The sequence below is a fragment of the Acidovorax sp. JHL-9 genome, assembly GCF_000426205.1.
GTDB lineage: Bacteria > Pseudomonadota > Gammaproteobacteria > Burkholderiales > Burkholderiaceae_C > Acidovorax > Acidovorax soli.
Genome location: NZ_AUEX01000028.1, coordinates 1 through 26379, shown reverse-complemented (window position 1 = coordinate 26379; position 26379 = coordinate 1). Strand labels below are relative to the sequence as shown.

24 protein-coding genes and 2 pseudogenes are annotated in these 26379 nt (G+C 64.4%); 12 read left to right on the top strand and 14 right to left on the bottom strand.

Annotation, left to right across the window (positions count from 1 at the left end; genetic code table 11):
- Positions 1 to 43 precede the first annotated feature (43 nt).
- Together catA and K225_RS0115730 are read right to left on the bottom strand one after the other, a co-directional pair.
- Entirely contained in the window at positions 44 to 979 is a 936-nt protein-coding gene (gene catA, locus K225_RS0115735) for a catechol 1,2-dioxygenase (protein WP_026437299.1), read from the bottom strand.
- Positions 980 to 1048: 69 nt separating this feature from the next.
- Complete coding sequence (locus tag K225_RS0115730) at positions 1049 to 2245, bottom strand: muconate/chloromuconate family cycloisomerase (RefSeq protein WP_026437298.1); 1197 nt, start codon at positions 2243 to 2245, stop codon at positions 1049 to 1051.
- A gap of 142 nt (positions 2246 to 2387) precedes the next feature.
- Here K225_RS0115730 and K225_RS20995 point away from each other — a divergent pair, with 142 nt between their 5' ends.
- Positions 2388 to 3362: a LysR family transcriptional regulator gene (locus K225_RS20995; RefSeq protein WP_051249009.1), complete on the top strand. Its 975-nt coding sequence runs from the start codon at positions 2388 to 2390 to the stop codon at positions 3360 to 3362.
- Between the two features lie 69 nt (positions 3363 to 3431).
- Here K225_RS20995 and K225_RS0115720 read toward each other — a convergent pair whose 3' ends face one another.
- Entirely contained in the window at positions 3432 to 4469 is a 1038-nt protein-coding gene (locus K225_RS0115720; RefSeq protein ID WP_026437297.1) for a recombination-associated protein RdgC, read from the bottom strand.
- Positions 4470 to 4769: 300 nt separating this feature from the next.
- On the opposite strand from K225_RS0115720, the gene K225_RS0115715 reads away from it, so the two are divergent.
- Both K225_RS0115715 and K225_RS20990 read left to right on the top strand, forming a co-directional pair.
- Positions 4770 to 5321 (top strand): Spy/CpxP family protein refolding chaperone, encoded by a 552-nt coding sequence (locus K225_RS0115715; RefSeq protein WP_026437296.1) that lies wholly within the window; start codon positions 4770 to 4772, stop codon positions 5319 to 5321.
- Between the two features lie 372 nt (positions 5322 to 5693).
- A pseudogene (locus tag K225_RS20990) lies at positions 5694 to 6148 on the top strand (YkvA family protein).
- Between the two features lie 388 nt (positions 6149 to 6536).
- Here K225_RS20990 and K225_RS0115705 read toward each other — a convergent pair.
- From K225_RS0115705 to K225_RS0115695, 3 genes are all read right to left on the bottom strand, one after another.
- On the bottom strand, positions 6537 to 6776 hold the full coding sequence (locus K225_RS0115705; protein WP_026437295.1) for an EAL domain-containing protein: 240 nt from the start codon (positions 6774 to 6776) through the stop codon (positions 6537 to 6539).
- Positions 6777 to 6851: 75 nt separating this feature from the next.
- The gene (locus K225_RS0115700; protein ID WP_026437294.1) at positions 6852 to 7958 is read right to left on the bottom strand and encodes a 3-deoxy-7-phosphoheptulonate synthase; all 1107 of its coding nucleotides are present in this window, start codon (positions 7956 to 7958) and stop codon (positions 6852 to 6854) included.
- Between the two features lie 33 nt (positions 7959 to 7991).
- Positions 7992 to 8933 carry a LysR family transcriptional regulator gene (locus tag K225_RS0115695; protein WP_026437293.1) on the bottom strand — a complete coding sequence of 314 codons (942 nt, stop codon included), beginning with the start codon at positions 8931 to 8933 and terminating at the stop codon, positions 7992 to 7994.
- Positions 8934 to 9039: 106 nt separating this feature from the next.
- On the opposite strand from K225_RS0115695, the gene K225_RS0115690 reads away from it, so the two are divergent.
- Genes K225_RS0115690 through K225_RS0115670 form a run of 5 tightly spaced genes read left to right on the top strand, consistent with a single transcriptional unit; the run spans position 9040 to position 14703 of the window.
- A complete protein-coding gene (locus K225_RS0115690) occupies positions 9040 to 10011 on the top strand; it encodes a tripartite tricarboxylate transporter substrate binding protein (protein ID WP_026437292.1) in 972 nt (323 codons plus the stop codon).
- Positions 10012 to 10016: 5 nt separating this feature from the next.
- Complete coding sequence (locus K225_RS0115685; RefSeq protein WP_026437291.1) at positions 10017 to 11075, top strand: 4-hydroxythreonine-4-phosphate dehydrogenase PdxA; 1059 nt, start codon at positions 10017 to 10019, stop codon at positions 11073 to 11075.
- 58 nt (positions 11076 to 11133) lie between these two features.
- Positions 11134 to 12306, top strand: coding sequence for an L-rhamnonate dehydratase (locus K225_RS0115680; protein ID WP_026437290.1), 1173 nt, complete (start codon positions 11134 to 11136; stop codon positions 12304 to 12306).
- 8 nt (positions 12307 to 12314) lie between these two features.
- Complete coding sequence (locus K225_RS0115675) at positions 12315 to 13244, top strand: dihydrodipicolinate synthase family protein (RefSeq protein WP_026437289.1); 930 nt, start codon at positions 12315 to 12317, stop codon at positions 13242 to 13244.
- Between the two features lie 10 nt (positions 13245 to 13254).
- On the top strand, positions 13255 to 14703 hold the full coding sequence (locus K225_RS0115670; protein ID WP_238323250.1) for an aldehyde dehydrogenase family protein: 1449 nt from the start codon (positions 13255 to 13257) through the stop codon (positions 14701 to 14703).
- Positions 14704 to 14740: 37 nt separating this feature from the next.
- Here the strand turns inward: K225_RS0115670 and K225_RS0115665 are convergent, their stop codons facing one another.
- From K225_RS0115665 to dinG, 6 genes are all read right to left on the bottom strand, one after another.
- The gene (locus K225_RS0115665) at positions 14741 to 15259 is read right to left on the bottom strand and encodes a C40 family peptidase (protein WP_051249007.1); all 519 of its coding nucleotides are present in this window, start codon (positions 15257 to 15259) and stop codon (positions 14741 to 14743) included.
- A 187-nt stretch (positions 15260 to 15446) separates the two neighbouring features.
- Positions 15447 to 16028 carry an NnrU family protein gene (locus K225_RS0115655; protein WP_026437286.1) on the bottom strand — a complete coding sequence of 194 codons (582 nt, stop codon included), beginning with the start codon at positions 16026 to 16028 and terminating at the stop codon, positions 15447 to 15449.
- A 142-nt stretch (positions 16029 to 16170) separates the two neighbouring features.
- Positions 16171 to 16785, bottom strand: a complete 615-nt coding sequence (locus K225_RS0115650; RefSeq protein WP_026437285.1) for a PolC-type DNA polymerase III — start codon at positions 16783 to 16785, stop codon at positions 16171 to 16173.
- Positions 16786 to 16877: 92 nt separating this feature from the next.
- Entirely contained in the window at positions 16878 to 17720 is an 843-nt protein-coding gene (locus K225_RS0115645; RefSeq protein ID WP_026437284.1) for a DMT family transporter, read from the bottom strand.
- Between the two features lie 114 nt (positions 17721 to 17834).
- Positions 17835 to 18191, bottom strand: coding sequence for a zinc ribbon domain-containing protein YjdM (locus K225_RS0115640; RefSeq protein WP_026437283.1), 357 nt, complete (start codon positions 18189 to 18191; stop codon positions 17835 to 17837).
- 53 nt (positions 18192 to 18244) lie between these two features.
- Complete coding sequence (gene dinG / locus K225_RS0115635; protein ID WP_026437282.1) at positions 18245 to 20407, bottom strand: ATP-dependent DNA helicase DinG; 2163 nt, start codon at positions 20405 to 20407, stop codon at positions 18245 to 18247.
- Between the two features lie 179 nt (positions 20408 to 20586).
- Here dinG and K225_RS20985 point away from each other — a divergent pair, with 179 nt between their 5' ends.
- Positions 20587 to 21447, top strand: a complete 861-nt coding sequence (locus tag K225_RS20985) for a Bro-N domain-containing protein (RefSeq protein WP_238323248.1) — start codon at positions 20587 to 20589, stop codon at positions 21445 to 21447.
- Between the two features lie 125 nt (positions 21448 to 21572).
- Here the strand turns inward: K225_RS20985 and K225_RS0115625 are convergent, their stop codons facing one another.
- Positions 21573 to 21974 carry a YkgJ family cysteine cluster protein gene (locus K225_RS0115625; protein WP_026437281.1) on the bottom strand — a complete coding sequence of 134 codons (402 nt, stop codon included), beginning with the start codon at positions 21972 to 21974 and terminating at the stop codon, positions 21573 to 21575.
- 150 nt (positions 21975 to 22124) lie between these two features.
- On the opposite strand from K225_RS0115625, the pseudogene K225_RS20980 reads away from it, so the two are divergent.
- Positions 22125 to 23460 (top strand): annotated as a pseudogene (locus K225_RS20980) (M20 family metallopeptidase).
- Complete coding sequence (locus tag K225_RS0115615) at positions 23457 to 24086, top strand: trimeric intracellular cation channel family protein (protein WP_026437280.1); 630 nt, start codon at positions 23457 to 23459, stop codon at positions 24084 to 24086. The pseudogene K225_RS20980 and the gene K225_RS0115615 overlap by 4 nt, the downstream one beginning before the upstream one ends.
- Before the next feature lie 310 nt (positions 24087 to 24396).
- Here K225_RS0115615 and K225_RS20975 read toward each other — a convergent pair whose 3' ends face one another.
- Positions 24397 to 25962 carry a DUF2075 domain-containing protein gene (locus K225_RS20975; RefSeq protein WP_238323247.1) on the bottom strand — a complete coding sequence of 522 codons (1566 nt, stop codon included), beginning with the start codon at positions 25960 to 25962 and terminating at the stop codon, positions 24397 to 24399.
- A gap of 132 nt (positions 25963 to 26094) precedes the next feature.
- On the opposite strand from K225_RS20975, the gene K225_RS20970 reads away from it, so the two are divergent.
- The coding region (locus K225_RS20970) for a transposase (protein WP_026436496.1) at positions 26095 to 26379 on the top strand (285 nt) is incomplete at its 3' end.

Genomic DNA, 26379 nt, shown 5'->3' with positions numbered 1-26379 from the left:
GGAGCGGGGTCGGCCAGGTGGCGGGGCACCCGGCCGCGGTGAATCAGGCTGCCAGGCGTGGGCGGTCCACGAGCTGGTTGTCCACGCCGTTGACCAGGGCACTGAGCGTGAAGTCAAAGGCGATCTCGGCAAACGGACCGTCCACGCCCTGCGCCTGGATGCTGGCGGCATCGGTGCGCTCGACCAGGGCAGGCACCAGGCCTTCGCGGGTGGCGTAGGCGAAGTCGTCATTCACCAGCGGGTCGCCGTCGATGTTGATCTGCGTGGTCAGCTTGCGGTGGCCGTCGGCCGTCACGAAGAAGTGGATGTGCGCAGGGCGGTTGCCATGGCGGCCCAGCTGGTTCAGCAGGGCTTGCGTGGGGCCGTCGGGCGGGCAGCCGTAGCCCTTGGGCACGATGCTCTGGAACTTGTAGCGGCCCTGTGCGTCGGTGATGATGGTGCGGCGCATGTTGAAGCCCTGCTGCTCGCCCGTGGGGTCGAAATGCGAATAGAAGCCCTTGGTGTTGGCATGCCACACCTCGACCTTGGCATTGGGCAGGGGCTTGCCGTCGGCGCCGTACACCGTGCCGTGCATGACCAGCGTATGGCCGGCCTTGTCACTGCCGTCGTCCAGGCGGGCAAAGCCCTGCGCTTCGGGGGCGCCTGCCACATACAGCGGGCCCTCGATGGTGCGGGGCGTGCCGTTTTCGATCCCCAGTTCCTTGTCCTTGGCGTCCATGCGCATGTCCAGGAAGCGGTCCAGGCCCAGGCCGGGCGACAGCAGGCCGGCTTCGCCACGGGCGCCCAGGGTGTTCAGGTAGGCAATGCCGGCCCAGTATTCGTCCGAGGTGATGTCCAGGTCGTCGATGGCCTTGAACAGGTCCGACAGCAGGCGATGCACGATCTGCTTGGCACGTGCATTGCCGCCGGCTTGACTCAGGCCGCTGGCCAGATGCAGGAAGTCCTGGACTTCGGGGGTGTTGAAAATATGGGTGGCCATGGTTATCTCCTTGGATCGTGGAATGAATGCGGGGAACCGAACAGGGAAAGTGAAAGACGCGTGCAAGGCTCAGTGCGCAGTGGCGGCGGGTTGCGCCGCCCCCACGGCACTGGTCCGTTTCCGGTCGCGACGGAAGTGCTGGACACGGTCTTCGTCCAGCGCCATTCCAAGGCCTGGCGTCGTCGGCACCGCCAGCTGGAAATCTCGGTACTGCAGGGGCTCTGCCAGAATCTCTTCGGTGAGCAGCAGGGGGCCGAACAGTTCGGTGCCCCACTGCAAGGTGCGGAAGGTGGCGAACGCATGGGCAGAAGCCAGGGTGCCCACAGCACCTTCGAGCATGGTGCCGCCATACAGCTCGATGCCCGCGGCATCGGCGATGGCCGCTACCTGCAGGGCTTCGAGCAAGCCACCCGATTGTTCGATCTTCACGGCGAACACGTCGGCACCGGCCATGCGCGCCAGCGCAAACGCAGAGGCAGGCCCGGTGAGGGATTCGTCAGCCATCACGGCAATGGGGTAGCGACCCTTGAGCCGCGCCAGTGCGTCCACAGACGCCACGGGCTGCTCCACCAGATCGCAACCGGCATCGACCAGGCCCGCCAGACCGTGCTGGGCATCGAGCTCGCTCCAGGCCATGTTCACATCCACGCGCACCGAGGCACGATCACCCAGTGCTTTCTTGATGGCGGCCACATGGGCCACATCGTCGGCCACGCTGCGGCGGCCGATCTTGAGCTTGAAGATGTTGTGGCGGCGCTGCGCAAGCATGCGTTCGGCTTCGTGGATGTCCTTGGCCGTGTCGCCCGATGCCAATGTCCAGGCAATGGGCAGGCTGTCGCGCACACGCCCGCCCAGCAGCTGCGACACCGGCAGCCCGGTGCGGTGGCCCAGCGCATCGAACAGCGCCGTCTCGATGGCGCACTTGGCGAAGCGGTTGTCCTTGATGGCCTTGTTGAGCCGGGCCATGATGGCCGGCACGTGGTTGGCATCGGCACCGACCAGCAACGGCGCGAAATAGGTGTCCACTGCCAGCTTCATGCCCTCTGGCGATTCGGCGCCGTAGGCCAGGCCGCCGATGGTGGTGCCTTCGCCCACGCCCACCGTGCCATCCGAGCAGTACAGGCGCACCAGCATCAGAGTCTGGCCGTTCATCGTGGCCATCGATAGCTGGTGGGGACGGATCGTGGGCAGGTCCAGCAGAAGGGTCTCTACCCGCTCGACAACGGCCAGGCTGGTGCGGGATTCAGGGCGTGTTGTAGGTTGCATGGGGCGAATTGGACCGCGCACCCCCCAAACGATCCAACACCAAATATGTCTTGTTCAATACCCTGTTGGTATAGTTTAAAATTCCATCCATAAGAATCAACAACTTATGGTTGAACCATCTGAAAACCTATGGTTTACCCTAATGGATATCCGCCAGCTCAAATATTTTGTGGCCGTTGCCAATGCACGCAACTTCACGCGTGCATCAGAACTGCTGCACATCGCCCAACCGCCGCTGAGCCGCCAGATACAGCTGCTGGAGGAAGAGCTGGGCGTCAAGCTCATTCTGCGCAACACCCGTCCCCTGCGCCTGACTGAAGCGGGGCGGGTGTTCTACGAGCAGGCGTTGCAGATCATCAACCGGTTGGACCAGCTCAAGACCACCACCCGCCAGCTCGGCCTGAACGAGAAGCAGACGTTGTCCATTGGATTTGTGGCGTCCACGTTGTATGGCGGCCTGCCCATGCTGGTGCGCCAGCTGCGCCACCGCTACCCGGATGTGGACATCCACCTGGTGGAGCTGACATCGCTCCAGCAGTTTGCCGCGCTGAAGTCCGGCCGCATCGATGTGGGTTTTGGGCGCATACGGGGCAACGACTCCACCGTGGCGCGCACCATCCTGCGCGAGGAAAGGCTGGTGCTGGCCCTGCCGCCAGATTCGGCGCTGGCAGGCGAATCCAGCCGCATCCCACTGAGCGCGATCGAAGGGCAAAAGCTCATCGTCTACCCCAAGGAGCCCCGGCCCAGCTTTGCCGACCATGTACTGAGCCTGCTCAACGACTATGCCGTACGGCCATCTGAAGTGCACGAGGTGCGAGAGATCCAGACCGCCCTGGGGCTGGTGGCCGCAGAGTCCGGGCTGTGCCTGATCCCCGCATCAGCACGCCTGCGCAGCGATCTGGTCTACCGCCTGATTGACGACCCGCGCATCACATCGCCGATCATCATGAGCCACCGGCTCAACGACAACGCTTGGTACATCCCTGCCATCAAGGAGACGGTGGCGGCCATGTATGCCGAGAACCCGCCCTGGCTGGACGTGGAGCACAGCGTGTTCCCAGGTGCGACGGCATCGAAGGCAATGCCCGCGGCCGGGCGGCGGCGGCCGACCTCTTGAGTAACCCGGGAAAGCTGCCACACGCGTCCCAGGCAGTGCCGCTGCGGTACGGAGGGTGGGGCAATGAAATCAGAACGGCGCCGACTCCGGGTCGGTGTCCACCGGCGCTTCTTTGGGCCCGGTAACCATGCCACCGCCGGCTGCTTGGCGTGCAGGTGCGGATGGTGCAGAAGCTGGCGCAGCGCCTGCGGCCATCGCCTGCGCCGCGCTGGCCACGCCGCTCTCGGCCTCGCCGCCCAGCGCCTCGATCAGGTCGGGGATGAGCTTGACCAGCTCGCCCGTGGCAATGGCCACATCGGTGTCGAAACCGCCATCGTCGGCCTTGGTGCCCTCGAACACCGTGTCGAGAAACGAAACTTTCTTGATCTGCAGGCCTTCGGTCAGCATGAAGGACACGCGGTCGTCCCAGGTCAGCGCCAGCTTGGTGGGCAGCTTGCCGGCGGCAATATGGGCCTGCACCTCCTCGATGTCGAGCGGGTGGCGGGCGTAGCGCACCACGGCCTTGGCCTCGTCGGCGCTTTTGAGTTCGCATTCGCGGTCCACGGTGAAGCCCACGGGCGGCTCCTGCGTGGCCAGCCAGTGCGACATGGCAGCCTGCGGGCTGGTGGCAGTGTGGATGAGCGAGACCGACAGGCCCGGCAGTGATTCGACCAGCAGGGTCACCACCTCGTCGGCACGGCCTTGGGCTGAGGTATCGAGCACCAGCAGGCGCGATGCGGTGTCGATCCACACCCACATCGAACCCTGCTTGGTGAAGGCCATGGGCAGCAGGTCGAGCTTGGCCTCGTCCTTGAGTTCCTTGCTTTCCTTCTTGCCGGGCTTGCGGCCGGTTTCCTGCTCGATGCGTTCGGCCTTTTCCTTGACGCGGCGGGCCAGCACGCTGCCGGGCAGCACCTTGGATTCGACCATGAAGCGCAGGATCCACTGCCCCCCGACCGACTCGGCCAGCGGGCCATGCGCATCACCGCGCGGCGGCACCCAGCCCAGGGACTTTTCCTGAGTAGCACCACATTCGAGGAAAGGCATCTTGGCCAGCGCCTCTTCCACCTGCGTCAATTCCACCTGCCATTGCGGCGCAATGCGGTACACGATCATGTTCTTGAACACGGACAACCTTTGTTTCTCTAGCCAATCCAGGGCACAGCCGATATTGTCGGGGGTCGGCGGGTCGCCTGGCCCGTGCAGCAGCGGTTTTTACTATTGTTTTAATAGCTTTCGGCGCTTATTTAAAAGGCTTTATCTGCCGTTTTTAGCTGAAATCCATACAGCAGGGGCACCGGGCTTCTTCTTGCAACTTTACACAGGCGTATCAATCCCACACGGGCGGGTTACACGGGCCGCGCACACTTGCCTTCAACCGCTGGAACGGTTGTACCAGCGGACCAACCCAACGAAAGGGCTTCCACCATGTCTTTCTTCCAACGCCGCATTGCCGCCGCCGCCGTGATGGCGGCCCTCACCCTTCCCGTGCTGGCCCAGCCAGCACCCTCTGCGCCCCCAGCCGCCGGTGCAGCGGCCGAACAGGCACGCAAGCCGGGCGACTGGCAAGAACGCCACCAGGCCTACATGGCCAAGCGTGCCGAAACCATGAAGGCGCAACTGAAACTGACCCCCGCGCAGGAACCGGCCTGGGCCACCTTCACCGCCGCCATGCAACCTGGCGAACGTCCCGCCCGCCTGGACCGCGCCGACATGCAAAAGCTCACCACGCCCGAACGCATCGACCGCATGCGCGCCCTGCGCGCCCAGCACGCCGCCGAAGCCGACCGCCGCGGTGAAGCCATCAAGGCCTTCTATGCCGCCCTGACGCCAGAGCAGCAAAAGACCTTCGACGCCCAGGCCGGGCACATGCGCGGCAAGGGTGGCAAGGGCGGATACCGCGGCGACTGGGGCTATGGTCCTGATGGACACGGCATGATGCGCGGCGGCGACATGCCCATGGGAGGCCCTGGCCGATAAGGCCTGCGACAGCCATCCTCGACGGATCCTCCGAGCCCGGTGCCTTCCAATGCACCGGGCTTTTTTCGTTGTGGACAAACATGGGGACAGTTCTGGAACAACCGGGCGGTTATCCACAGAAAAAACGAGGAGCCGGAAGTTGTTATCTGCCGGCACCAAAGTTCAGGGGGCACTGCGCACATGCTTCCAGCCAACGCAACTGCGCGCCAGCATTCATAAAAATGGCCTTGTCCACAAAAAATGGCGCCCTCTACTACTACTGCTATTTATATATAGAACCATAGAAGAACAACCAAAACCTTCTTTGCGGCGCTGCAGTTGTGTTGCATGGCATAAAAATGGGGGCCTTCTTCCCCCTCCCCTGAAAAACCTGTGCACCTTGCGAGCCATCTGAAAACCTGGGCCAAAAGCGTCAAACGGGACGGCGTGACCCTGTGGTTTGCCGCGCGCCACCCGCAGGCGCCCTGGTATGCCAAGGCACTGGGCGTCCAATCGCCCGATTTCATTCCACCCCTTCGGGCAAGGCACTTGTGTGAATCCAAAAAGGCATTGAACAGGTTCTTGGCCCCATCGACCTGATTCCGGACTTCATCCCCGTGCTGGGCTACCTGGACGATGTGCTGCTGCTGCCGGGGTTGATCTGGCTGGTGATCCGGCTGATCCCGGCGCTGGTGCTGCAGCAATGCCGCGCACAGGCCGATCTGTGGATAGCAACCAAGGGCAGCAAGCCCACCAGCCGTATCGGTGCGGTGCTGATCGTGGCCGTCTGGATCGGCGCCAGCCTGGCGTTGTGGCACTGGGAAATCAGGCCCTGGCTGGCTGCATAGGGTTCGATGGCCGTTTTTTGCCACCACTGCCCGCAAGAACAAAACTGGGGATAGTTCTGGCACAACCGGGGGCTTATCCACAGAAATCGGCCCTGGCCCGGTTTTATCCCCGTGCGCAAGACAGCGTGAGCAGGGCCTGGTCCACAGGGTTTGGCGCAGCGCAAGTGGCTGTCAGGCCAAGGCAAAAGTCACTTGTCCACAGCAAATGCCGCCTTCTACTACTACCACTATGTATTTATAGAAGTCTTTGATTAATAACAGCAGAGCAACGCCGCGCCGTTTTCTGCGCGCCTGAACCGGGGCAGGCAATGGCTCCACGGGGAAACAGGCAAAAAAAAACCGCAGACCAGGCTGCGGTGAGTTCGCTCAACCGGGCTATGAGCCGGCTTCAGGGCGCAAGAAGGCCTCCAGAAGGGCCGTGGGCGAACAGGGAGCCCTTGGGGGTGGCCCCCCCAGGGGCCAGCAGATCGCGTTGCCCGGGCGATCCAAGGCCCTCGGCCATCATGGCCGGCCCCAGTCTGCGCGACAGGGCAATGATGGTGTCCACCATGGCGGCATCGTTGGGGCCGGTGAACAGGTCGTGCACAAAGCGCTGGTCAATCTGGGATTGACTTTGCGGGTGCGGCATGCCCCAAGGATGTTTGCCGCCAAATGTTGGTTCCACGCCGCGGGGCTGTTTTCCGGTGCCCCGCCCGGGCACCGGCTATGCGGCGTTTTTCTGGCGTCTTGCCCGCACCGCGGCGGCCAGGTTTTCGAGCACCGGCACCGTCTGGGCCAGGCTGATGCAGGCGTCGGTCACCGAAACCCCATGCTGCAGCGGCTGGCCGGGCACGATGTCCTGGCGGCCCTCTTGCAGGTGGCTTTCAATCATCAGTCCGGTGATGCGCGCGTCGCCGGCGGCGATCTGCTGGGCCACTTCGGCGGCCACGGTGATCTGGCGCTGGTGCTGTTTGCTGCTGTTGGCGTGGCTCACGTCGATCATCACCTGCTCGCGCAGGCCCGCCGCCTTGAGCAGGGCGCAGGCGGCGTCCACATCGGCCTTCTGGTAGTTGGGTTGCTTGCCGCCGCGCAGGATGACGTGGCAGTCGTGGTTGCCGCGCGTTTCAAAAATGGCGGCCTGGCCCATCTTGGTCATGCCCATGAAAGCGTGCGGCGCCTGCGCGGCCTGGATGGCGTCGCTGGCCACCTTCACGCCGCCGTCGGTGCCGTTCTTGAACCCCACGGGGCAAGAGAGGCCCGATGCGAGCTGCCGGTGGCTCTGGCTCTCGGTGGTGCGCGCGCCAATCGCGCCCCAGCTCACCAGGTCGCTGATGAACTGCGGGCTCAGCAGGTCGAGGAACTCGGTGCCCACCGGCAGGCCCACGGCCAGCACATCCAGCAGCAGCTGGCGTGCCAGCTCCAGCCCTTCGTTGATGGCGAAGCTGCCATCGAGGTGCGGGTCGTTGATGTAGCCCTTCCAGCCCACGGTGGTGCGGGGCTTTTCGAAATAGACGCGCATCACCACGATCAGGTCATTGCCCAGGGCATCGGCCTGGGCCTTGAGCGCGTGCGCGTATTCCATCGCCTGGCCATGGTCGTGGATGGAGCAGGGCCCCACCACCACGACCAGCCGGTCGTCCCGCCCCTGCAGCACGCGCGAGATGGCGGCGCGGCTGGCCTCCACCAGGTTTTGCGCGGCGTCGGGCGCGGGCAGCCATTCCTGCAGCAGGGCCGGCGTGATGAGCGGGCGCACGGCCTTGATGCGCAGATCGTCGATGCGCGTGGTGTCGTGGGTGGAAAGCGGGATGTTGGAGTGGGCGTGGGTGGTCATGCCTCGGATTGTCGCGCGGCAGAAGCCCGCGAATCAGCCCGGTGCCGTGCGGTGCAGCAGTGCCAGAAACTGCTCGGCCGGTTTGCTCAACGGCCGGTCGTTGCGCACCAGGCTGCCATAGGCATCGAGGGTGCGGTGCAGTCGGTAAGGCAGCACGCGCAGCAGGCCGTGCGCCGCGTTCAGGCGTGCCACGGTCTCGGGGATCACGGCGACCAGTGTGGAGCGCCGGATCAGGTTGATTGTGGTGAGGATGGAGCCGGTCTCGATCAGCCCGCGCGGCAGCGGCCGCTGGTGGTCGCGGAACTCCTGCTCGATGAGTTCGCGCATGGGGCTGCCGGGCGGCTGCAGCACCCAGGCGTAATCTTGCAGCGCTGTGAATGTGACCTGGCGCTTGCGCGCCAGCGGGTGCTCGTTTCCCACCACGACGGACAGCCCTTCATCGTCGATCGGTCGAAAGTCGTAGCCGCCGCCAAGCTGGCCAGCCTGGCGTCCGACCACGACCTCCAGTACGCCCTCGCGCAACTGCGCCAGTAGCAGATCGCTGGTGTCCACCGCCACCTCGATCGCGAGCAGCGGAAACTGCGCCTTGAGTTCCAGCAGCGCCTCGGTCAGGCGACCGGGCGACGCGGCCATGATGCTGCCAACCGCCAGGCGCCCGGCGCTGCCCAGCCGCAGCTCGCCAATTTCGCGGTTCAACGCTTCCATGCTGCCCCGGATATTCCGAAAGTAATCCGTCACGCGTTCGCCTGCGGCGTTGAGCTGCAGGCCTCGGCCCACGCGCTCGAACAGCGGCAGGCCCAGCGCGTCTTCCAGCTCGTGCAGCATCTTGGTGGCTGCCGGTTGTGTCAGGCCGAGCTGCGCTGCCGCGCCGCGCAGCGTGCGTTGTGCGTCGATGGCGAGGATCAGCGCAATTTGCCGCATGCGCAGCCGGTTGAGCAGCTGCGACGTGCTTTCCTGCCGGTCGATGGAGCCCATGAATGATTACTTTGGGTTATTGATAGATCAAGACTTTTCAGTTTACGGCAATCAATACCCTGCCTACGATGGGCACTGCATTTGACGATATCCACAGGAGACAAGCATGCAAAGACGAAAAATGGCCGCCGCAGTGGCGTTGGTGGCACTGCTGCCATGGAGCGCCATGGCGCAAAACGGGGCCGACTGGCCGACCAAGCCGGTGCGCCTGCTGGTGGGTTCCGCTCCCGGTGGCGGCACGGATGCCATGGCGCGTGCCGTGGCCGACCGCCTGGCGCCGCTACTCAAGCAGCCCGTGGTGGTGGAAAACCGCCCCGGTGTTTCCAATACGCTGGCGGCCGACGTCACCGCCAAGTCCACCGATGGCCACACCATGGTCATGGGCGTGGTCACGGCCCATGCCATTGCGCCACACCTGCTCAAGCTGAACTACGACAGCAACAAGGATCTGGTGCCCGTGGCCTTCGTGGGCTCCGTGCCCAACGTGCTGGTGGTGGGCAATGGCTTGCCCGTGCAATCGGTCAATGAACTGGTGGCCCTGGCGAAGAAGGAGCCAGGCAGGATCAACTATGCCAGCAGCGGTACGGGAAGCACCCAGCACATCGCCGCCGAAATGTTCAAGGATGCGGCCGGTATCGACATCACGCATGTGCCCTACAAGGGCAGCTCGGCTGCGCTGGTCGATCTGGTGGGGGGGCAGGTGCAGATGAGCTTTGACACCATGCCATCGGTCATTGGGCAGATCAAGAACGGCAAGCTGCGCGCCTTGGCCGTCACCACACCACAGCGCAATGCTCAACTGCCGGGCGTACCCACCATGGCAGAGGCCGGCCTGCCTGGCGTGCAGGCGAGCGCCTGGTATGGCGTTTACATGCCATCCGCAACATCCAAGGCGGTGCAGCAGCGCGTACATGACGAGGTCAACAAGGTACTGGCCATGCCCGAGACCCGGACGCGTCTGGAGGCCGTGGGCGCCGAACTCGCACCCATGGCGCAGGCCGATTTCGTCAGCTTCCACAACGCTGAGTACAAGCGCTTCGGCGACATCATCCGCAAGAACAACATCAAGATCGACTGAGATCCATGCCCGCGTCCACCCTTCCCGTCGTCGCCCTGACCTTGGGCGACCCTTCCGGCATCGGTGCCGAACTCATCGCGCGCCTGCTGGCCAAGCCCGAGGCCGTCCAGCAGGCCAATCTGGTGCTCATCGGCGATCCCTGGCTGTGGGAACAAGGCCAGCGCATCGCTGGCGTGCAGGTAGCCACCACCACGCTTGCCAACCTGGCTGCGGCGCGGGCTCGTGCCGACTCGCAGCTGCCCGCCTTCGTGGCGGTCAACACTATTGCCAGCTCCGATGTGGTGCAGGGCCAGGTCGGCGTGGCGGGCGGCCGTTCGGTGCTGCAAATACTCAACCAGTGCATGGATGCCGCTCTGGCCGGCGATATCGACGCGATCTGCTTTGCCCCCCTGAACAAGCAGGCCATGAAGATGGGCGGCCTGCGCCACGAGGACGAATTGCACCACTTTGCCGAATACCTGGGCGTTACCGGCTACTTTTGCGAGTTCAACACGCTGGGCAATCTGTGGACCTCGCGCATCTCATCGCATGTGCCGCTCAGGGATGTGGCCCGTTACCTGAGCCAGGAGCGCATCGCGCAGGCGGCCGAGCTGATCTACAACGCCCTGCGTGCCAGTGGCATGGCGGCGCCGAAGGTGGCGATCGCTGGGTTCAACCCGCACAACGGCGACGGTGGCACCTGCGGGCGGGAAGAAATCGACATCATCGGCCCCGCCGTGGCCGCCCTGCAGGCGCGCGACTGGCCCAGTGAGGCACCGTTTCACGGCCCCTTCCCGGCCGACACCATCTTCTTGAAAGCCCAGGCCGGCGAGTACCAGGCCATCGTGACCATGTACCACGACCAAGGCCAGATCGCCATCAAGCTGCTGGGCTTCTCGCGCGGCGTCACGGTGCAGGGTGGCCTGCCGATTCCCATCACCACGCCCGCCCACGGCACGGCCTACGACATCGCAGGGCATGGCAAGGCGAATGTCGAGGCCACCTGGCAGGCTTTCCTGATTGCCTGCCGCATGGGTGCAGCCCACCACGGAGTGGCCCCCGGAGCCGCTGCGACCGCCGCCTGACACCCGGGCGGCCCTGGCCGCCTTTTCTTTTCTTTCCTTTTTAATCACCGAGGTCTGTATGAAGATCAAGTCCGTCCGCGCCCGCGTTTACGAATGGAAGGGCAAGACCGTTCCGCCGCAGGGCAACTTCTGTTCCAACGCCATGGACCTGGTCTATTCCAAGACCGAGACCATGAGCACCTTCCGCTTCCACTCCTGGACGGTGGTGGAGATCGAGACCGACGACGGCATCGTCGGCCTGGGCAACGTGGCCCTGGCGCCGCGCATCGCCAAGGCCATCATCGACGAGTACCTCGCGCCCCTGGTCGTGGGCCAGGACCCCTGGAACTACGAGTACCTGTGGCAGCGCATGTACCGCGCCACCCACGCCTGGGGCCGCAAGGGCGTGACCATGGCCGCCATCTCGGCGGTGGACCTGGCCATCTGGGACATCCTGGGCAAGAGCGTGAACAAGCCGGTGTTCAAGCTCCTGGGCGGGCGCACCAAGGAGAAGATCCCCTGCTACTACAGCAAGCTCTACCGCACCGACCTCAAGGCCATGCAGGAGGAGGCGCAGAAGTTCAAGGACCAGGGCTTCAAGGCCTTCAAGATGCGCTTCGGCTACGGCCCGGCCCACCTGCAGGACGGCGTGAAGGAGAACCTCAAGTCGGTCGAGGCGATCCGCGAGGTCATCGGCTACGACAACGACCTGATGCTGGAGTGCTACATGGGCTGGAACCTGGAGTACGCCAAGCGCATGTGCCCGAAGCTGGAAAAGTTCGAGCCGCGCTGGCTGGAGGAACCGGTGATCGCCGACGACATCGACGGCTACGCCGAGTTGAACCAGCTCACCAGCATCCCGATCTCGGGCGGCGAGCACGAGTTCAGCCTGTACGGCTTCAAGCAGCTGCTGGACAAGAAGGCCGTGAGCGTCGTGCAGTACGACACCAACCGCGTCGGCGGCATCACCGCGGCGCACAAGATCAACGCGCTGTGCGAAGCCTACAGCGTGCCCGTCATTCCGCACGCCGGCCAGATGCACAACTACCACCTGACCATGAGCACGCTCGCGTCGCCCATGGCCGAGTACTTCCCGATCTTCGATGTGGAAGTCGGCAACGAACTGTTCTGGTACATCTTCGATGGCGAGCCCATCGCCGACAACGGTTTCCTGCAGCTGCGCGACGACGTGCCGGGCCTGGGCCTGACGCTCAAGTCCGAGTACCTGGACCAGTTCCAGATCACCGAGTGAGGGCCGCCATGCCTGGACTTTCCAATCCCCGATACCAGGGCATCTTCCCGGTGGTGCCCACCACCTTCCACGAAGACGGCACGCTGGACCTGGCCAGCCAGAAGCGCTGCCTGGACTTCATGATCGACTCGGGCGTGGATGGACTGTGCGTCCTGGCCAACTTCTCCGAGCAGTTCCTGGTCGCCGACGAGGAGCGCGAAACCCTGACGCGCCTGGCGCTGGAGCACGTGGCCGGCCGTGTGCCGGTGATCGTGACCACCACCCACACCAGCACCAAGGTCTGCGCCGAACGCAGCCGCCGCGCGCAGGACATGGGTGCTTCCATGGTGATGGTCATGCCGCCTTACCACGGTGCCACCTTCCGTTTCGGTGAGGCGCAGATCCAGGCCTTCTACCAGGGCGTGTCGGACGCGATCGACATCCCCATCATGGTCCAGGACGCGCCCGCTGCTGGCACGCCGCTGCCGCCGGCCTTCCTGGCGCGCATGGCCCAAGAGATCGCGCAGGTCAGCTACTTCAAGATGGAAACCGCCGGTGCGGCCAACAAGCTGCGCGAACTCATCGCCCTGGGCGGCGAGGCCATCGAAGGCCCGTGGGACGGCGAGGAAGCCATCACCCTGCTGGCCGATCTGGAGGCCGGCGCCACCGGCGCCATGACCGGTGGCGGCTTCGCCGACGGCATCCGTCCCATCATCAAGGCGCACCGCAACGGCGACAAGGACCGGGCCTTTGCCGAATACCAGCGCTGGCTGCCGCTGATCAACCACGAGAACCGCCAGGCCGGCTTTCTGGCCGCCAAGGCGCTGATGAAGGAAGGTGGCGTGATCGCCTGCGACGCGCCGCGCGCGCCCTGGCCGCCCATGCACCCCGAGGTGCGCCGCCAGCTGATCGACATTGCCCGCCGCCTGGACCCTTTGGTGCTGCGCTGGGCGCGCTGAAAGAATGAACGTGCCCACCTATGACAACCTGATCGGCGGCCAATGGGTCACTGGCAAAAGCAATATTTCCAACATCAACCCCAGCGACCTGTCCGATGTGATTGGCGAGTACGCACAGGGTGACGCCAGCGATGTGAACGCCGCCGTCGCCGCAGCCATGGCCGCCTTCCCGGCCTGGTCCCACTCGGGCATCCAGGCCCGCCATGACGCGCTGGACAAGATCGCCAACGAGATCCTGGCTCGCAAGGAAGAACTCGGTGACCTGCTGGCCCGCGAGGAGGGCAAGACCCGTCCCGAAGGCATTGGCGAGGTGGCGCGTGCCGGCCAGATCTTCAAGTTCTTTGCCGGCGAATGCCTGCGCCTGGCCGGCGAGACCCTGCCCTCGGTGCGCCCCGGCATTGCCGTGGAAATCACCCGCGAGCCCATAGGCGTGGTCGGCCTGATCACGCCCTGGAACTTCCCCATCGCGATTCCGGCCTGGAAGATCGCGCCGGCCCTGGCCTTTGGCAACTGCGTGGTCTTGAAGCCCGCCGATCTGGTGCCTGGCAGCGCCTGGGCGCTGGCCGACATCATCCACCGCAGCGGCATTCCAGCGGGTGTGTTCAACCTGGTCATGGGGCGCGGCAGCGTCATTGGCAGCGCCCTGGTGCAGCATGCCGATGTGGCGGCCATCAGTTTCACGGGTTCGGTGGGCGTGGGCCGCGGCATTGCCGAGGCCTGCGTCAAAGGCGGCAAGAAGGTGCAACTGGAGATGGGCGGCAAAAACCCGCAGGTGGTGCTGGACGATGCCGACCTGAAACAGGCGGTGGAGCTGTCGGTGCAAAGCTGTTTCTATTCCACCGGCCAGCGCTGCACCGCGTCCAGTCGTTTGATCGTGACGGACAAGATCTACCCGGCCTTTGTTGAAGCGCTGCAGGCCCGCATGGCGAAGATCACGGTGGGCGATGCCCGTGCTGCCGGCACCGATATCGGCCCGGTGGTCAGCCAGGCGCAGCTGCAGCAAGACCTGGGCTACGTAGAAATTGCCAAGCATGAGGGCGCGGTGCTGGCCGCCGGCGGCGCCCGCGTGGCCTGCCACACGGGCAGCGGCAAACAAGGCTTCTTCATGCAGCCAGCACTGTTTGTGGACAGCACGCCAGCCATGCGCATCAACCGCGAAGAGGTCTTCGGCCCTGTGGCCAGCGTGATCCGCGTGCGTGATTACGACGAAGCCTTGGCGACGGCCAACGATACGCCGTTCGGCCTTTCGGCCGGCATTGCCACCACCAGCCTCCAGCACGCCACGCATTTCAAGTGCCATGCGCAGGCCGGCATGGTGATGGTTAACCTGCCCACGGCGGGCGTGGACTACCACGTGCCGTTTGGTGGCCGCAAGGGCAGCAGCTATGGCCCGCGCGAGCAGGGCCGCCATGCGCAGGATTTCTATACCAGCGTGAAGACAGCGTACACCTTGGCCTGAGCGTAGGTGGCGCGGCCGTTGCAAGCGGAGGCGGTTTTCAGGGTCTGCGAAATGCTGTTTTCTGCCGCGCCCAGTAGCCCGAGCTGAACTGGTCCAGCCGCACCGTGCCGCCGGTGGATGGGGCGTGCACGAAGCGCCCTTCTCCCACATAGATGCCCGCATGGGTGGGGGCAGGGCCTGCGCCAAACACCACCAGGTCACCGCTGCGCAGATCGCCGTTGGCAATCGGCTGGCCCCAGCCACTGAGCTGCGCCACTGTGCGCGGCGCCACGGTGCCCACGCGGTGGCGGTACACGTAGCCAATGAGACCGCTGCAGTCAAAACCTGCGTCGGGCGTGTTGCCGCCATAGCGGTAGGGCGTGCCCACCAGTCCCAGCGCGTGGATGGCGATGTCGTGCGCCTGGTCGTCCGACAGCTGCGACGCTGCGCTGCGCAACGGTGCGGACGCTGACGATGGCGGCAGCGTGCTGCAGCCGCCCAGCAGCAGGGCACAGGCCAGTGCCAGGCCCTGCAGGGCCTGGCGTCTGGTGTGGATTTGCGGGATAAAAATCGGCATCAAAAGGGCCTTGACCGCTGGATGAAAAAGCACTGGAGGCTATTGAACAAATAGCATCTTATTGCTTCACCCGGTTGGGTGTGAAGCATAGGCCCACGCCCACCGCAAGCAGGACCAGCACGATGGCTGCGATATTTCCGCGCATGCAAGAACGCCTCAGGGTGGGGGGCAATGGTCCGCAGGCTGCTTACTGCCCCAGGGGCGAAACGCCGATCAGCAGTGCATGGGCCCAGAAAGCAAAACCCGCCCAGGCCACTGCCCCCACCACCAGCGTGACACCCGTGCCCGCAGCGGTGCCAGGGGCAACCACCGTGCCCTGCGCCCGGTCGCGCTGGCGCGCGGCGCGAAAGTCGAAAACCGCCCACAGCAAGAAGCTGCCAAACAGCAGTACGTCGGCCAGGTTGCCGTTGGACAGCAGATGCGCCAGCGCCCACACATTCACGCCCAGCACCATGGGGTGGTGCAGCCGGGCCTTGAGGGCATTGCGCGGCACATAGGCGGCGGCCAGCAGCACAAAGGCGATCAGCGTGAGCAGCGATGCGGCGTGGCGCATGCCGATGGGCGGCACCCACAGCACCACGGGTTGCTGCCGCGCCAGGCCATAGCCCCAGACGATGAGCGCCAGGCCAAGGATGGATGCCAGCGAGTACAGACCTTTCCACGGCAGCTCGCCCATGCGTGCCAGCGCCTGCGTGCGCCAGCCATCGGCGACGATGCGCACCGAGTGCAGGCCCAGGAACAGCAGCAATCCGAGAACCAGGTACGACATATGCGGCCTTTCTGTGGAAGAAGTGGCGCGATTATGGACAAGCAAGATGACGGCCCGTCCTTATGGATAGACAAAGCCTGTGGTGACCGATGGATAAGCGCCAACAGCTATCAAAAACAGAGTAATCCTGCGGGGTGGGCGTTCAGGCTCCGGTGCCGTGCTGCGCCAGCAGCTTGCCCACCGCGGGCCGGGCGCAGCGCTGCAGCGCCATCAGCAGCGCATGGCTGGGCTCCGACACGCCCCAGCGGGTGCGCAGGTCGTGCTGCATGCGTGCCAGCAGCGCGGCGGCCATCTCGGCATCGGCCAGTGCCCGGTGCGCCTGGCCGGTGCGCGGCAGGCCGTGGTAATCGACCAGCACGCCGAGCTTGTGGCTGGGCGCCTCGGGGTACAGGCGCCGCGACAGCAGCACCGTGCAGGCAAAAGGCTGCGGTGCAGGCAGCCCGGCCAGCGCCAGTTCGGCCTGCCAGAACTTGCTGTCGAACGCCGCGTTGTGCGCCACCATGGGCGCGTTGCCCACAAAGCGGGCCGCTTCCTGCATCACCTGTGCCGCATCGGGCGCGGCGTTGACCATGGCGTTGGTGATGCCGGTGAGCTGGGTGATGAACGGCGGAATCCATGCGCCGGTTTTCATCAGGCTCTGGAACCGGTCCACCACCTGCCCGTTCTCCAGCAGCACGATGGCCACCTCGGTGGCGCGCGCGCCCTGGCCGGGCGAGATGCCGGTGGTTTCAAAGTCGATGACGGCGATGGGGGGCATGGAAGAAAGGAGGATGTGCAAACAACGGGGCGGCGCAGGGGGCCGGAGGGATTGTGCCGCCGCGCGTGGCAAGGTGCCGTGCACCCCGGCGTTCAGGGCTTGCGCTTGGCCCAGATGACCAGGGCGATCCCGCCGAGGATGGCCACCGAGGCCAGCACGAGCCGCAGCGTCGCGGCTTCATCCAGCAACAGCACGGCACCGAACGCTGCCAGCACGGGAACGCTCAGCTGCACCGTGGCGGCCTGGGTGGCGCGCAGCCCCGGAAGGGCCGTGTACCACAGCGCATAGCCCATGCCCGAGGCCAGCGCGCCCGATGCGGCGGCGTAGCCCAGGCCTGCGCTGCTCCAGGTGGCGTGCTCCCATGCCACCGCGCTCAAAAGCAGCGCCATGGGCGCCGCGCGCAAGAAGTTGCCCGCCGTGATCTCGATGGGGTTGCCCCCGCCCCGGCCGCGCAGCGAGTAGATGCCCCAGGCCGCCCCCGCCGCCAGCATCAGCGCGGCACCGGCCATCGGGGGCGCCGACATGCCAGGCATGAGCAGGCCCGCCAGGCCGCCGAAGGCCAGCCCCATGCCCCCCAGTTGCGCGGGTGCCAGGCGTTCGCCTTTCAGCCAGGCATGGCCGATCATCGTGGCCTGCACGGCGCCAAACAGCAGCAGCGCGCCGGTGGCGGCCGGCAGGCTCAGGTAGGCGTACGAAAAACCTGCGGCATACACAAACAGCGCCAGGGCAGACAGCCAGTTGCCGGCCCGCCAGGCCTGCTTGCGGCGCAGCGCCACCAGCAGCCACAGCGCGACGGCCCCTGCGACCAGGCGGACCGTGGTGAAGGTGGCCGCGTCGATCGGTGTGTGTTTGAGCGCCGCGCGGCACAGCAAGGAGTTGCCCGCAAAGGCGAGCATGGCCAGCACGGTCAGGGCGGTGAGGCGCGTGGGGGACATGGTGTCTGTTCACCTGCGAGATCGTCAACAGGCTCGAAGGCCCATCATCGCGCATTGCCCCCCGTTCTGTCGATGCCGGCGCGCATCGGCAGCGCCGGGTGTATGCACCCCTGCTCAGGCCTTCTTCAAGAACTCCGACTTCAGCAGCATGCTGCCCAGGTCGGTCTTGCAGTCCACGTTGTGGCCGTCGGCGCCATCGACCAGGCGGATGCTCTTGATCTTGGTGCCTTTCTTGAGCGTGGACGACGAGCCCTTGACCTTGAGGTCTTTCACCAGGATGACGGCGTCGCCATCGGCCAGCGGGTTGCCATTCGCGTCGCGCACCACGCCGTCGCCTTCGGGTGCATCGGCGTCCGCAGCGTCGGCCACCTGCGGCCATTCAAACGCGCAGTCGGGGCACACATAGTTGCTGCCGTCGGGGTAGGTGTTCTCCTGGCCACATTGGGGGCAGGCAGGCACGGTGTGGGGCATGGGGTTGTTCTTTCTGGTTGTCGTGGTGAAAAGGGCTGGCGACTTTACAGTGCTCAGAGTGGCGCACGTTGCTCCAGCGCAAACGGCGGCAGCCCTTTGAGCAGGCGCTGCCCGTAGCTGGTGCGCGTCAGGCGCTTGTCGTAGCAGTACACGTGCGCCATGTCTTCTTCGGTGCGAATCGCGCGGCCCACCCACTGCGCCAGGCGGATGGCGGTGGCGGGCACCACCAGCTCGCTGAAGGGGTCGCGGCCCACGGCGCGCAGCCACTCGGCGCGGGCCTCGCCCACCGGGTCGTCGGGCGGGGCAAAGGGCAGCTTGGTGATGAAGACCGATTCGCACAATCGCCCTGGCAAATCCAGCCCCTCGCCAAACGACTGCATGCCGAAGATGACCGAGGGCTCGCCGCTGTCCACGCGCTCGCGGTGGCGCTTGAGCAGCTGCGTGCGCGGCAGCGCGTTCTGCACCAGCACCACGCTGCGCATGGCGGTGGGCAGCGCATCCACGGCCTGGCGCATCTGCTCGCGCGAGGTGAACAGCACCAGCGCGCCGTATTCCACGCGCGCAATGTCGTGCAGCAGCGCATCGACCATCTCGGTGGTGAACTGGGCGGCGTTCTTGGGGTCGGCCCGCGTCTCGGCCGCAATCAGCGTGCCCTGCGCGGCGTAGTTGAAGGGGCTGGGCACTTCGAGCGTGGTGGCCGCTTCGTCGCCATGCAGCCCGGCCTCGCGCAAGAAGAAGTCAAAGTGCCCGCAACTGGTGAGCGTGGCCGATGTCAGCACCGCGCCGCGCACCGCGCTCCACAGGTGGTTGCGCAGCGTGGTGCCGGGCAGGATCGGGCTGGCGTGTGCCTTGACCACGATGAAGTCGCCATCCACCTCCAGTGTGAACCACTTGGCGGCGGGCACGGCCCCTTCGGGTGCGTCCTGCAGCAGCAGTTGCGCGGTGGCGTGCAGTTCTTCCAGGCGCGGCGCCAGCATGCCAATTTGCGCATACAGCGTGGACAAACGCCTGGCCTCTTCGGGCTTGTCGCGCATCTCGGCGCGCAGGGCCTTGCTGATGGCGCGCAGCGCTTCGAGAAAGCCCTCGGCACTCGCGGCCAGCAGGCCCAGCGGTGCAATCAACTGCTCGGGCAATTCGCCCCGGGGCACGCGCACACGTGCCGGTCCCCAGGCGCTGGGCTGGCTTTTGAGCTGGGCGCCATACACATCCATCACGATGCGCGCCAGGTCCTGCAGCGTTTGCCGCAGCTGGGCCGAGTGCTTGGGGATGTCGGCAATCTCTTCCACCTCCAGCAGCGCGCCGATGCGCAGGCCCCGGCTGGCAAGGCGCTCGATCCAGGTGATGCGCGACAGGTCCATGCTGCACGCAAACTGGTCGAGCGCGGTCGATGGCAGGTGGTGGGCTTCGTCCAGCACCAAGAGACAGTTGTCCAGCTCGGGCAGCACGCGCGCGCCCAGCGACGACAGCAGCAGATCGTGGTTGGCCACGATCACCTGCGCACCCACCAGCTCCTTGCGCTTGTCGTAGTAGGTGCACTGGCTGAAGGCCGGGCAATGCTTGCCGGTGCACGATGCGCCCTCGGCCGCCACGGGGCTCCACACCTCGGGCTCGGGCGGTGTATCGAGGCTGTCGCGGTCGCCGTCCCACGCGCCTTTCGACAGCGTCTGCGCCATGGTCGAATAAAACTGCATGCGCGCCTCGGTCTCGTGCCGAGGGCGTTTGGCGCGGGCGGCGGCTTCTTCTTCGGCAAACAGGTCGTCGTCGGCCTCTTCCTCGGCCTCGCCCGTGCCCGCCAGGCGGTCGAGCTTGAGCTTGCACACATAGCGCCCGCGCCCCTTGGCCAGCGCAAACTTGAAGGGCTGCGGCATCAGCGCCGCCAGTGCGGGCAGGTCCTTGTTGACCAGCTGCTCCTGCAGCGCCACCGTGGCGGTGGAGATCAGCACCCGCGTGCCGCGTGCCAGCGCCAGCGCAATCGCGGGCGCGCAGTACGCCAGCGACTTGCCCACGCCCGTACCCGCCTGGATGACGGCAATGGAGCGCGTGGGCGCGGCTTCACCACTTTCCTCGTCCACCTTGCCCAGCGTGGCGCTGCTGAAGGTGCGCGCCACCTGCTCGGCCATCAGCCGCTGGCCGGCACGGCTGCGGAAACCCTCGGTGGCCTGCACCACCGCATCGAAAGATTCAAGGGCCTGCGCAGCCCATTCTGGTGACGACATTGGATATAAAAATGGGCTTTATAGCTTTATATATAAGCGCTATAAGCTATCTATTATGTAGCATTTTTAGGTGGATGGATGGGTAATACTGGTGATTTATACAGTAATATCCGAAGAGCGATGCTGGAGCGCCCATGACAACCCTGCCTGCAGAATTTGATGCTCAGTCCATCCGCCGCGTGTACGACGAGAGCACGGAAACCTGGTGGTTTTCCGTGATCGATATGGTTCAGGTGCTGACGGACAGCGAGAACGCTCGCGACTACTGGTTCAAGATGAAGCTGCGGGTCAAGTCAGAAGACGGGGCTGAACTGTCGGCATTTTGTCGACAGTTGAAATTACCGGCTGCAGACGGCAAGCAGCGGTTGACCGATGTGGCCACCACAGAAAGTTTGCTGCGTATTGTCCAATCGATCCCTAGCCCCAAGGCCGAGCCCATCAAGCTCTGGCTGGCTAAAGTGGGCTACGAGCGCATCCAGGAGATGGCCGACCCTGCCCTTTCGCTAGCCCGCGCACGCCAGACCTGGCAGCAGCACGGCCGCAGCGACAAGTGGATCCAGCAGCGCATGACGGGCCAGGAAACCCGCACCAAGCTCACCGACTACTGGAGCGAGCATGACATCAAGGCGAGCAGCGAATTTGTCATCCTCACCAACATCATTCACCAAGAATGGTCGGGCCTGAGTGTGGCGCAGCACAAGGAAAAGAAGGGGCTGACCAGCCACAACCTGCGCGACCATATGAGTGAGGCCGAGCTGATCTTTACCGCCCTGGCCGAGCTATCGACCCGCCAGATTGCCGAGAGCGTGCAGGCCACCGGCATGGCCGAAAACAAGACCGCCGCCCAAAGCGGTGGCCGCATTGCGCGCCGGGGCCGCCAGCAACTCGAGAGCCAGACGCGCCAGTCGGTCGTGACAGGTGCCAACTACCTGCCACCGCCACCGCCCAAGGTGCCGAAACTCGCCCCGAGCACGAAGGCCCCTGCACCAACGGCACCGACGTCGGCGAAGGCGAAGCCCGCCAGAGCCAAGAAGGCATAGCGATTCGCCTGCCAGCAATGGCGGGCGCGGATTGAAACAGCGCTTCGTGGCAGCTTATGGTGCGGAGGTGTGCGTGACCAGACCGCAGCCATTGGAAGAATCAGCCGCCGCACCCACCCCTGTAGTCATGCCGCGCGGCGCCCATACGCACAAAAGCCCGGTTTGGGGCTCTTCTTTTGCGGGTGCAGACGGCATGTCTCAGGGCGCTTCTCGTACACCGTGCAGCGCCGCGTTGCAGGGTCGAGAAAGTTGCAGTCCCCACTGGCCCGCCGCGCCATCGTGAACACCACGTTCTTGTGGTTGAAGTGGTCAATCAGCCGCGCCTTTTGCAGCCGCCTGGCAATGTGCCGGGGCTCCTCGTGCTCGGCCTCGAATGCATCCACCAGCCCCAGCCGCACCAGGTCCGATAGCTGCACCTCCAGCGGCATGGTGCAGCAGTTGGCCGCGCAGGTGTCGCACAGGCCTGCGCGGTAGCGGGTCCAGGTGTCGAGGCGGTCTACGTTGACGATGGAGATGGGGGATTTCATGGTGGCCAAAGAGGGGGCGGAGTGCAGCGCGTCGGCTGCGCGGTGGTGCTCTGGTCCGCAACGATAACCGAGAGCGCCATCCCTGCGAAAACGCTGGCTGGAGGCAACTGAATCTCGCATACTGGCGCATCCACCACCCCAGGATTTGCCATGAATGCACTCATCCAAGCCATTGCAGGCCCCAGCAATGCTCTGTTTGGGGAACTCGAAAGCATCTACAAGGACCTGCACCAGCACCCCGAGCTGTCGATGCAGGAGGAGCGCACGGCCCAGGTGGCGGCAGACTACATCGAGGCGCTGGGCTTCGAGGTGACCCGCAAGGTCGGCATCACCGGCGTGGTGGGGGTGTTGCGCAACGGCGAAGGCGCCACGGTGATGCTGCGCGCCGACATGGACGCGCTGCCCATGGTCGAAAACACCGGCCTGCCCTACGCCAGCACCGTTCGGGCCAAGGATGAAGACGGCGTGGAAGTGGGCGTAGCCCACAGTTGCGGGCACGACATGCACGTCACCTGGCTGATGGGGGCCGCGCGCGTGCTGGCCGAGCCTTGTGAGTTTGATCTTCTCGCTGCTGGCCACGGCCTGGCTGATGGGGGCCGCGCGCGTGCTGGCCGAGCACCGCGATGTCTGGAAGGGCACGCTCATGGTGGTGTTCCAGCCGGGCGAAGAAGTGGGCAGCGGCGCCCGCAGCATGGTGGACAACTGGGGCACCGACCGCTTTCCCAAGCCCGACATCATCCTGGGCCAGCATGTCATGGTGGGGGCCAGCGGCACCGTGAGCTACCGGCCGGGGGTTATTTTGTCGGCAGGCGACAGCCTGAAAATCACGCTGTTCGGGCGCGGCTCGCACGGCTCGCAGCCGCAGACATCGATCGATCCGGTCATCATGGCGGCCGCCACCACTATGCGCCTGCAGACCATCGTCTCGCGCGAGATCTCGCCGCTGGACAGCGCTGTGCTCACCATCGGTTCGCTGCAGGCTGGCACCAAAGAGAACATCATCCCTGACGAAGCCACCATCAAGCTCAACATGCGCACCTATGACGAAGACGTGCGCGAGTACATGCTCAAGTCCATCCGGCGCATCTGCTGCGCCGAGTGCGATGCCTCCGGCGCCGAGCGGCCGCCCGAATTCACCACCCTCAGCCAGTACCCCCTGACCGAGAACGACGCCGCCGCCACGCAGCGGGTGGCCGATGCCTTCAAGGCCCAGTTTGGCGACAAGGCCCTGCAGGCCGCGCCGGCCTCGGCCAGCGAAGACTTCAGCGTGTTCGGCCGGTCCTGGAACGTGCCTTACGTCTTCTGGTTCGTCGGCGGCACCGATGCCGCTGTGTTTGCACAGGCCAAGGCGGACAAGCAGGTCAACAAGATCCCCAGCAACCATTCACCCAAATTCGCACCGGTGATCCATCCCACGCTGGAGACCGGGCTGCAGGCCATGCTGAGCGCTGCCTCGGCCTGGCTGTGCCCTGCGCCCAAGGCATGACGGAGCGCGAAGTCCTGGTCCTGATGGACCTGTGCGGCACCTTCGCCTTTGCCGTCAGCGGAGCCGTGGCCGCCGGGCAACGGCGGCTCGACCTGTTTGGTGTTCTGGTCATCAGCCACCTGACCGCCTGCGGCGGCGGCTTCATCCGGGACCTGAGCCTGGGATCGCTGCCGCCGGTGGCAATTTCCGATGGGCGCTATCTGGCCACATCGGCGCTGGCTGCCGCCATGGCCATCTGGGCGCGCCCGCTCATCGATCGCCTGCAACGCCCCATTGTTTTCTTCGACTCGCTGGGGCTGGGTTTCTTCGCCGTCACAGGCGCGCAAAAGGCGCTGGCGATGGACCACAACCCCGAGGTCGCCATCGTCCTGGGCGTAGTGAGTGCCGTGGGCGGCGGTGTGGCCCGCGACGTGTTGCTCAACCGCGTGCCCGTCATCCTGGGCAAGGAAATCTATGCGGTGGCGGCGCTCGTCGGGGCGTCCATCCAGGTACTGGGGCAACTCATGGATTGGAAATTCGCCATCACCCCCTGGTTCGGGGCCCTGATTTGCCTGGCCATCCGCCTGCTGGCGCTGCGCTATTCGTGGAGCCTGCCCGTTGTCGGTCGGCGGGGTGACACGCGGTAGCGTTAAGTAACCGGCGCCACACGTACCGCCGTGCCCTGGTACAGGGTTCGACGCTCACTGGAACATAAAACCGCATCTTTTGCAGCCACCTGGCTATGCGCCGGGCTTTCGCGTGCCTGGCCTCGAATGCGTCCACCAGCCTCAGCCGTGTCGGCTGTCAAAATTAAACACTGAGTGCGGGGCGATAGCGTTGGCCTGCCGCCCTTTCATACAACAGCTTGAACGCGTACGTTCAGACGCAACAAGCGCTCTGCTGGTCCAAGAACTCATAGTCTTTGTATTGATTGATCCAAATTGCGCCGGCGTGCTTTTACAGCACCGCAATTCCAATAGCTTTTAGATATTCAAAAATGGGATCGTAGAACGAAGGATCTCGGGTGTGATCTTCGCAGTCGCCCTGCGGTACCACTATCACCATTCCCTGCCTAGCGCGGGTCAGGAGTACACGATAGGCATTTTTGAGATAGTTCTGCCGCTCAGCCTTGTTGATGTTTTGCCATTTGTTTCCCACAAACTGGTGGTGGCGCCAGCCCTTGGCACCGATCCGCAGGTCTGCATCCCAGACCACGCAGGCCCAGTCCAGTTCCAGCCCCTGAACTTGAAACTCGGTTGCTACATCTTCCAAGTAATACGACGAGCGAACATCGTCTTTGTCGTCCAGAAACCAATGCACGGGATCCATTGGCGAACGTACATTGATGGCGTGCGGCCTCAAACGCTCTGCCTGTGATGAAACCACTATGCCAAAACGTTCAGAACCCCGTGCTTGCGATTTGAGCCACTGTTTTGCCTTGGTGAAATCGCGCGTGATGACGATGGGGTATCGCAATTGAACCTCCTCCAGCGCCGCCCTGGCCTGTGCAACGTCGCGGTCCAACAAGTGTTTTACCAACGAAGACACATGTTCCGCGCGAAACGACCGCATCGAAACGGCCAGATGCAGGTCTCCATCGAAGTGCACGCCCCATCGGGTCTTCAAGGATTCGATGGCCTTACCCGCAGCGTACTCACTGTCCGTGAGATGGGGCGATATGTGAACTTCCCAATCAGGGTAGTGGCATGCGATGGAATGGATCCATTCGCTAATTCCTGCTTCCCCTGTGTTGATTTCTTGACCACCCCCAACGAGGCACACCACCACGGCCCAATCTGTATGCCGATCCATACAAGAGATCAGGAAATCCGGTTCTGAGTGATTGAAATCGGTGCGGCCCTTTTTTCTGGCCATGAACTGTGATGTTTGCTCCAGCGTCCACGCACGCTGGGCCTCGTCGAAAATCACGACGTGATCTACAGGCGCGCGCTCGTCAATAAGGTAGGCATCGCGAAAGTGGTGAACGTTTTGGATAAACGCTTCAACGGCCTTGCGCGTTTCTCCGACGCGTAGCCGAATACCCTCTGACTTCTTTCGCGCCACTTCATCACGCGTGAGCGCTTCGCAAAGAATCTTTACAAGCGGACCGTTACCTGACAAATAGACGCTGTGCAGCTCACTGTTCGCGTCCATGTTTTTGGTGGCAACGTCGAGACCTACCAATGTCTTGCCTGCCCCGGGAACACCTGTGATGAAGCAAATGGCTTTTCGGTGTTGATCCTTGACACGTCGAATCAACTGACTGACAGCATTGGATGTGATGGACAAATTCTTGGCGCCTGCATCGCTGCGTGACAAATCGGCCACCGAGTGCTGCCCGTACAGAGCGGATGCAGCCTCCACGATCGTAGGCGTTGGCTTGTATCGACCAGAAATCCACAGAAGCGGGTCAATTGCCAAACCCTCGCTTATCCACAGTACTTTTTCGATGCAGTCTTTCAATGAAGACGGTGAGACTTGTATGGGAAGCAACACTCCATCGTTGTGATGGCTGGTAGCCACAGAACTGAATCCGCGATCGGTTTCAGTTGCGATCAGTAGAGGTGCAATCGTGATGCTGTGGCTGGGTTCGTGAAAGTTCGAGCCTGTCAGAAAGTTTGTGTGTGAGGCATAGCATGTCAACAAGGAGCATGAATGCCACGCAAGACGAAGACCACCGCATCAGCGGACAAGGCGGCGCAGCCGCAATTCTCAGCCGAGCTGCTTGAGCAACTCATTCCCGGGCCAGTCACGCCAGCCGAGCTTGAGGGCATCTTCCAGCAGTTCAAGAAGTCGGTGCTTGAGCGCGCGCTGGGCGCGGAGATGAGTCACCACCTGGGCTACGCCCCCGGCCAGGCCAAGCCCGAAGGGGCTGCGGCCAATCACCGCAACGGCAAGAGCGCCAAGACCGTGCTGACCGACGCCGGCGCTCTGCGCATC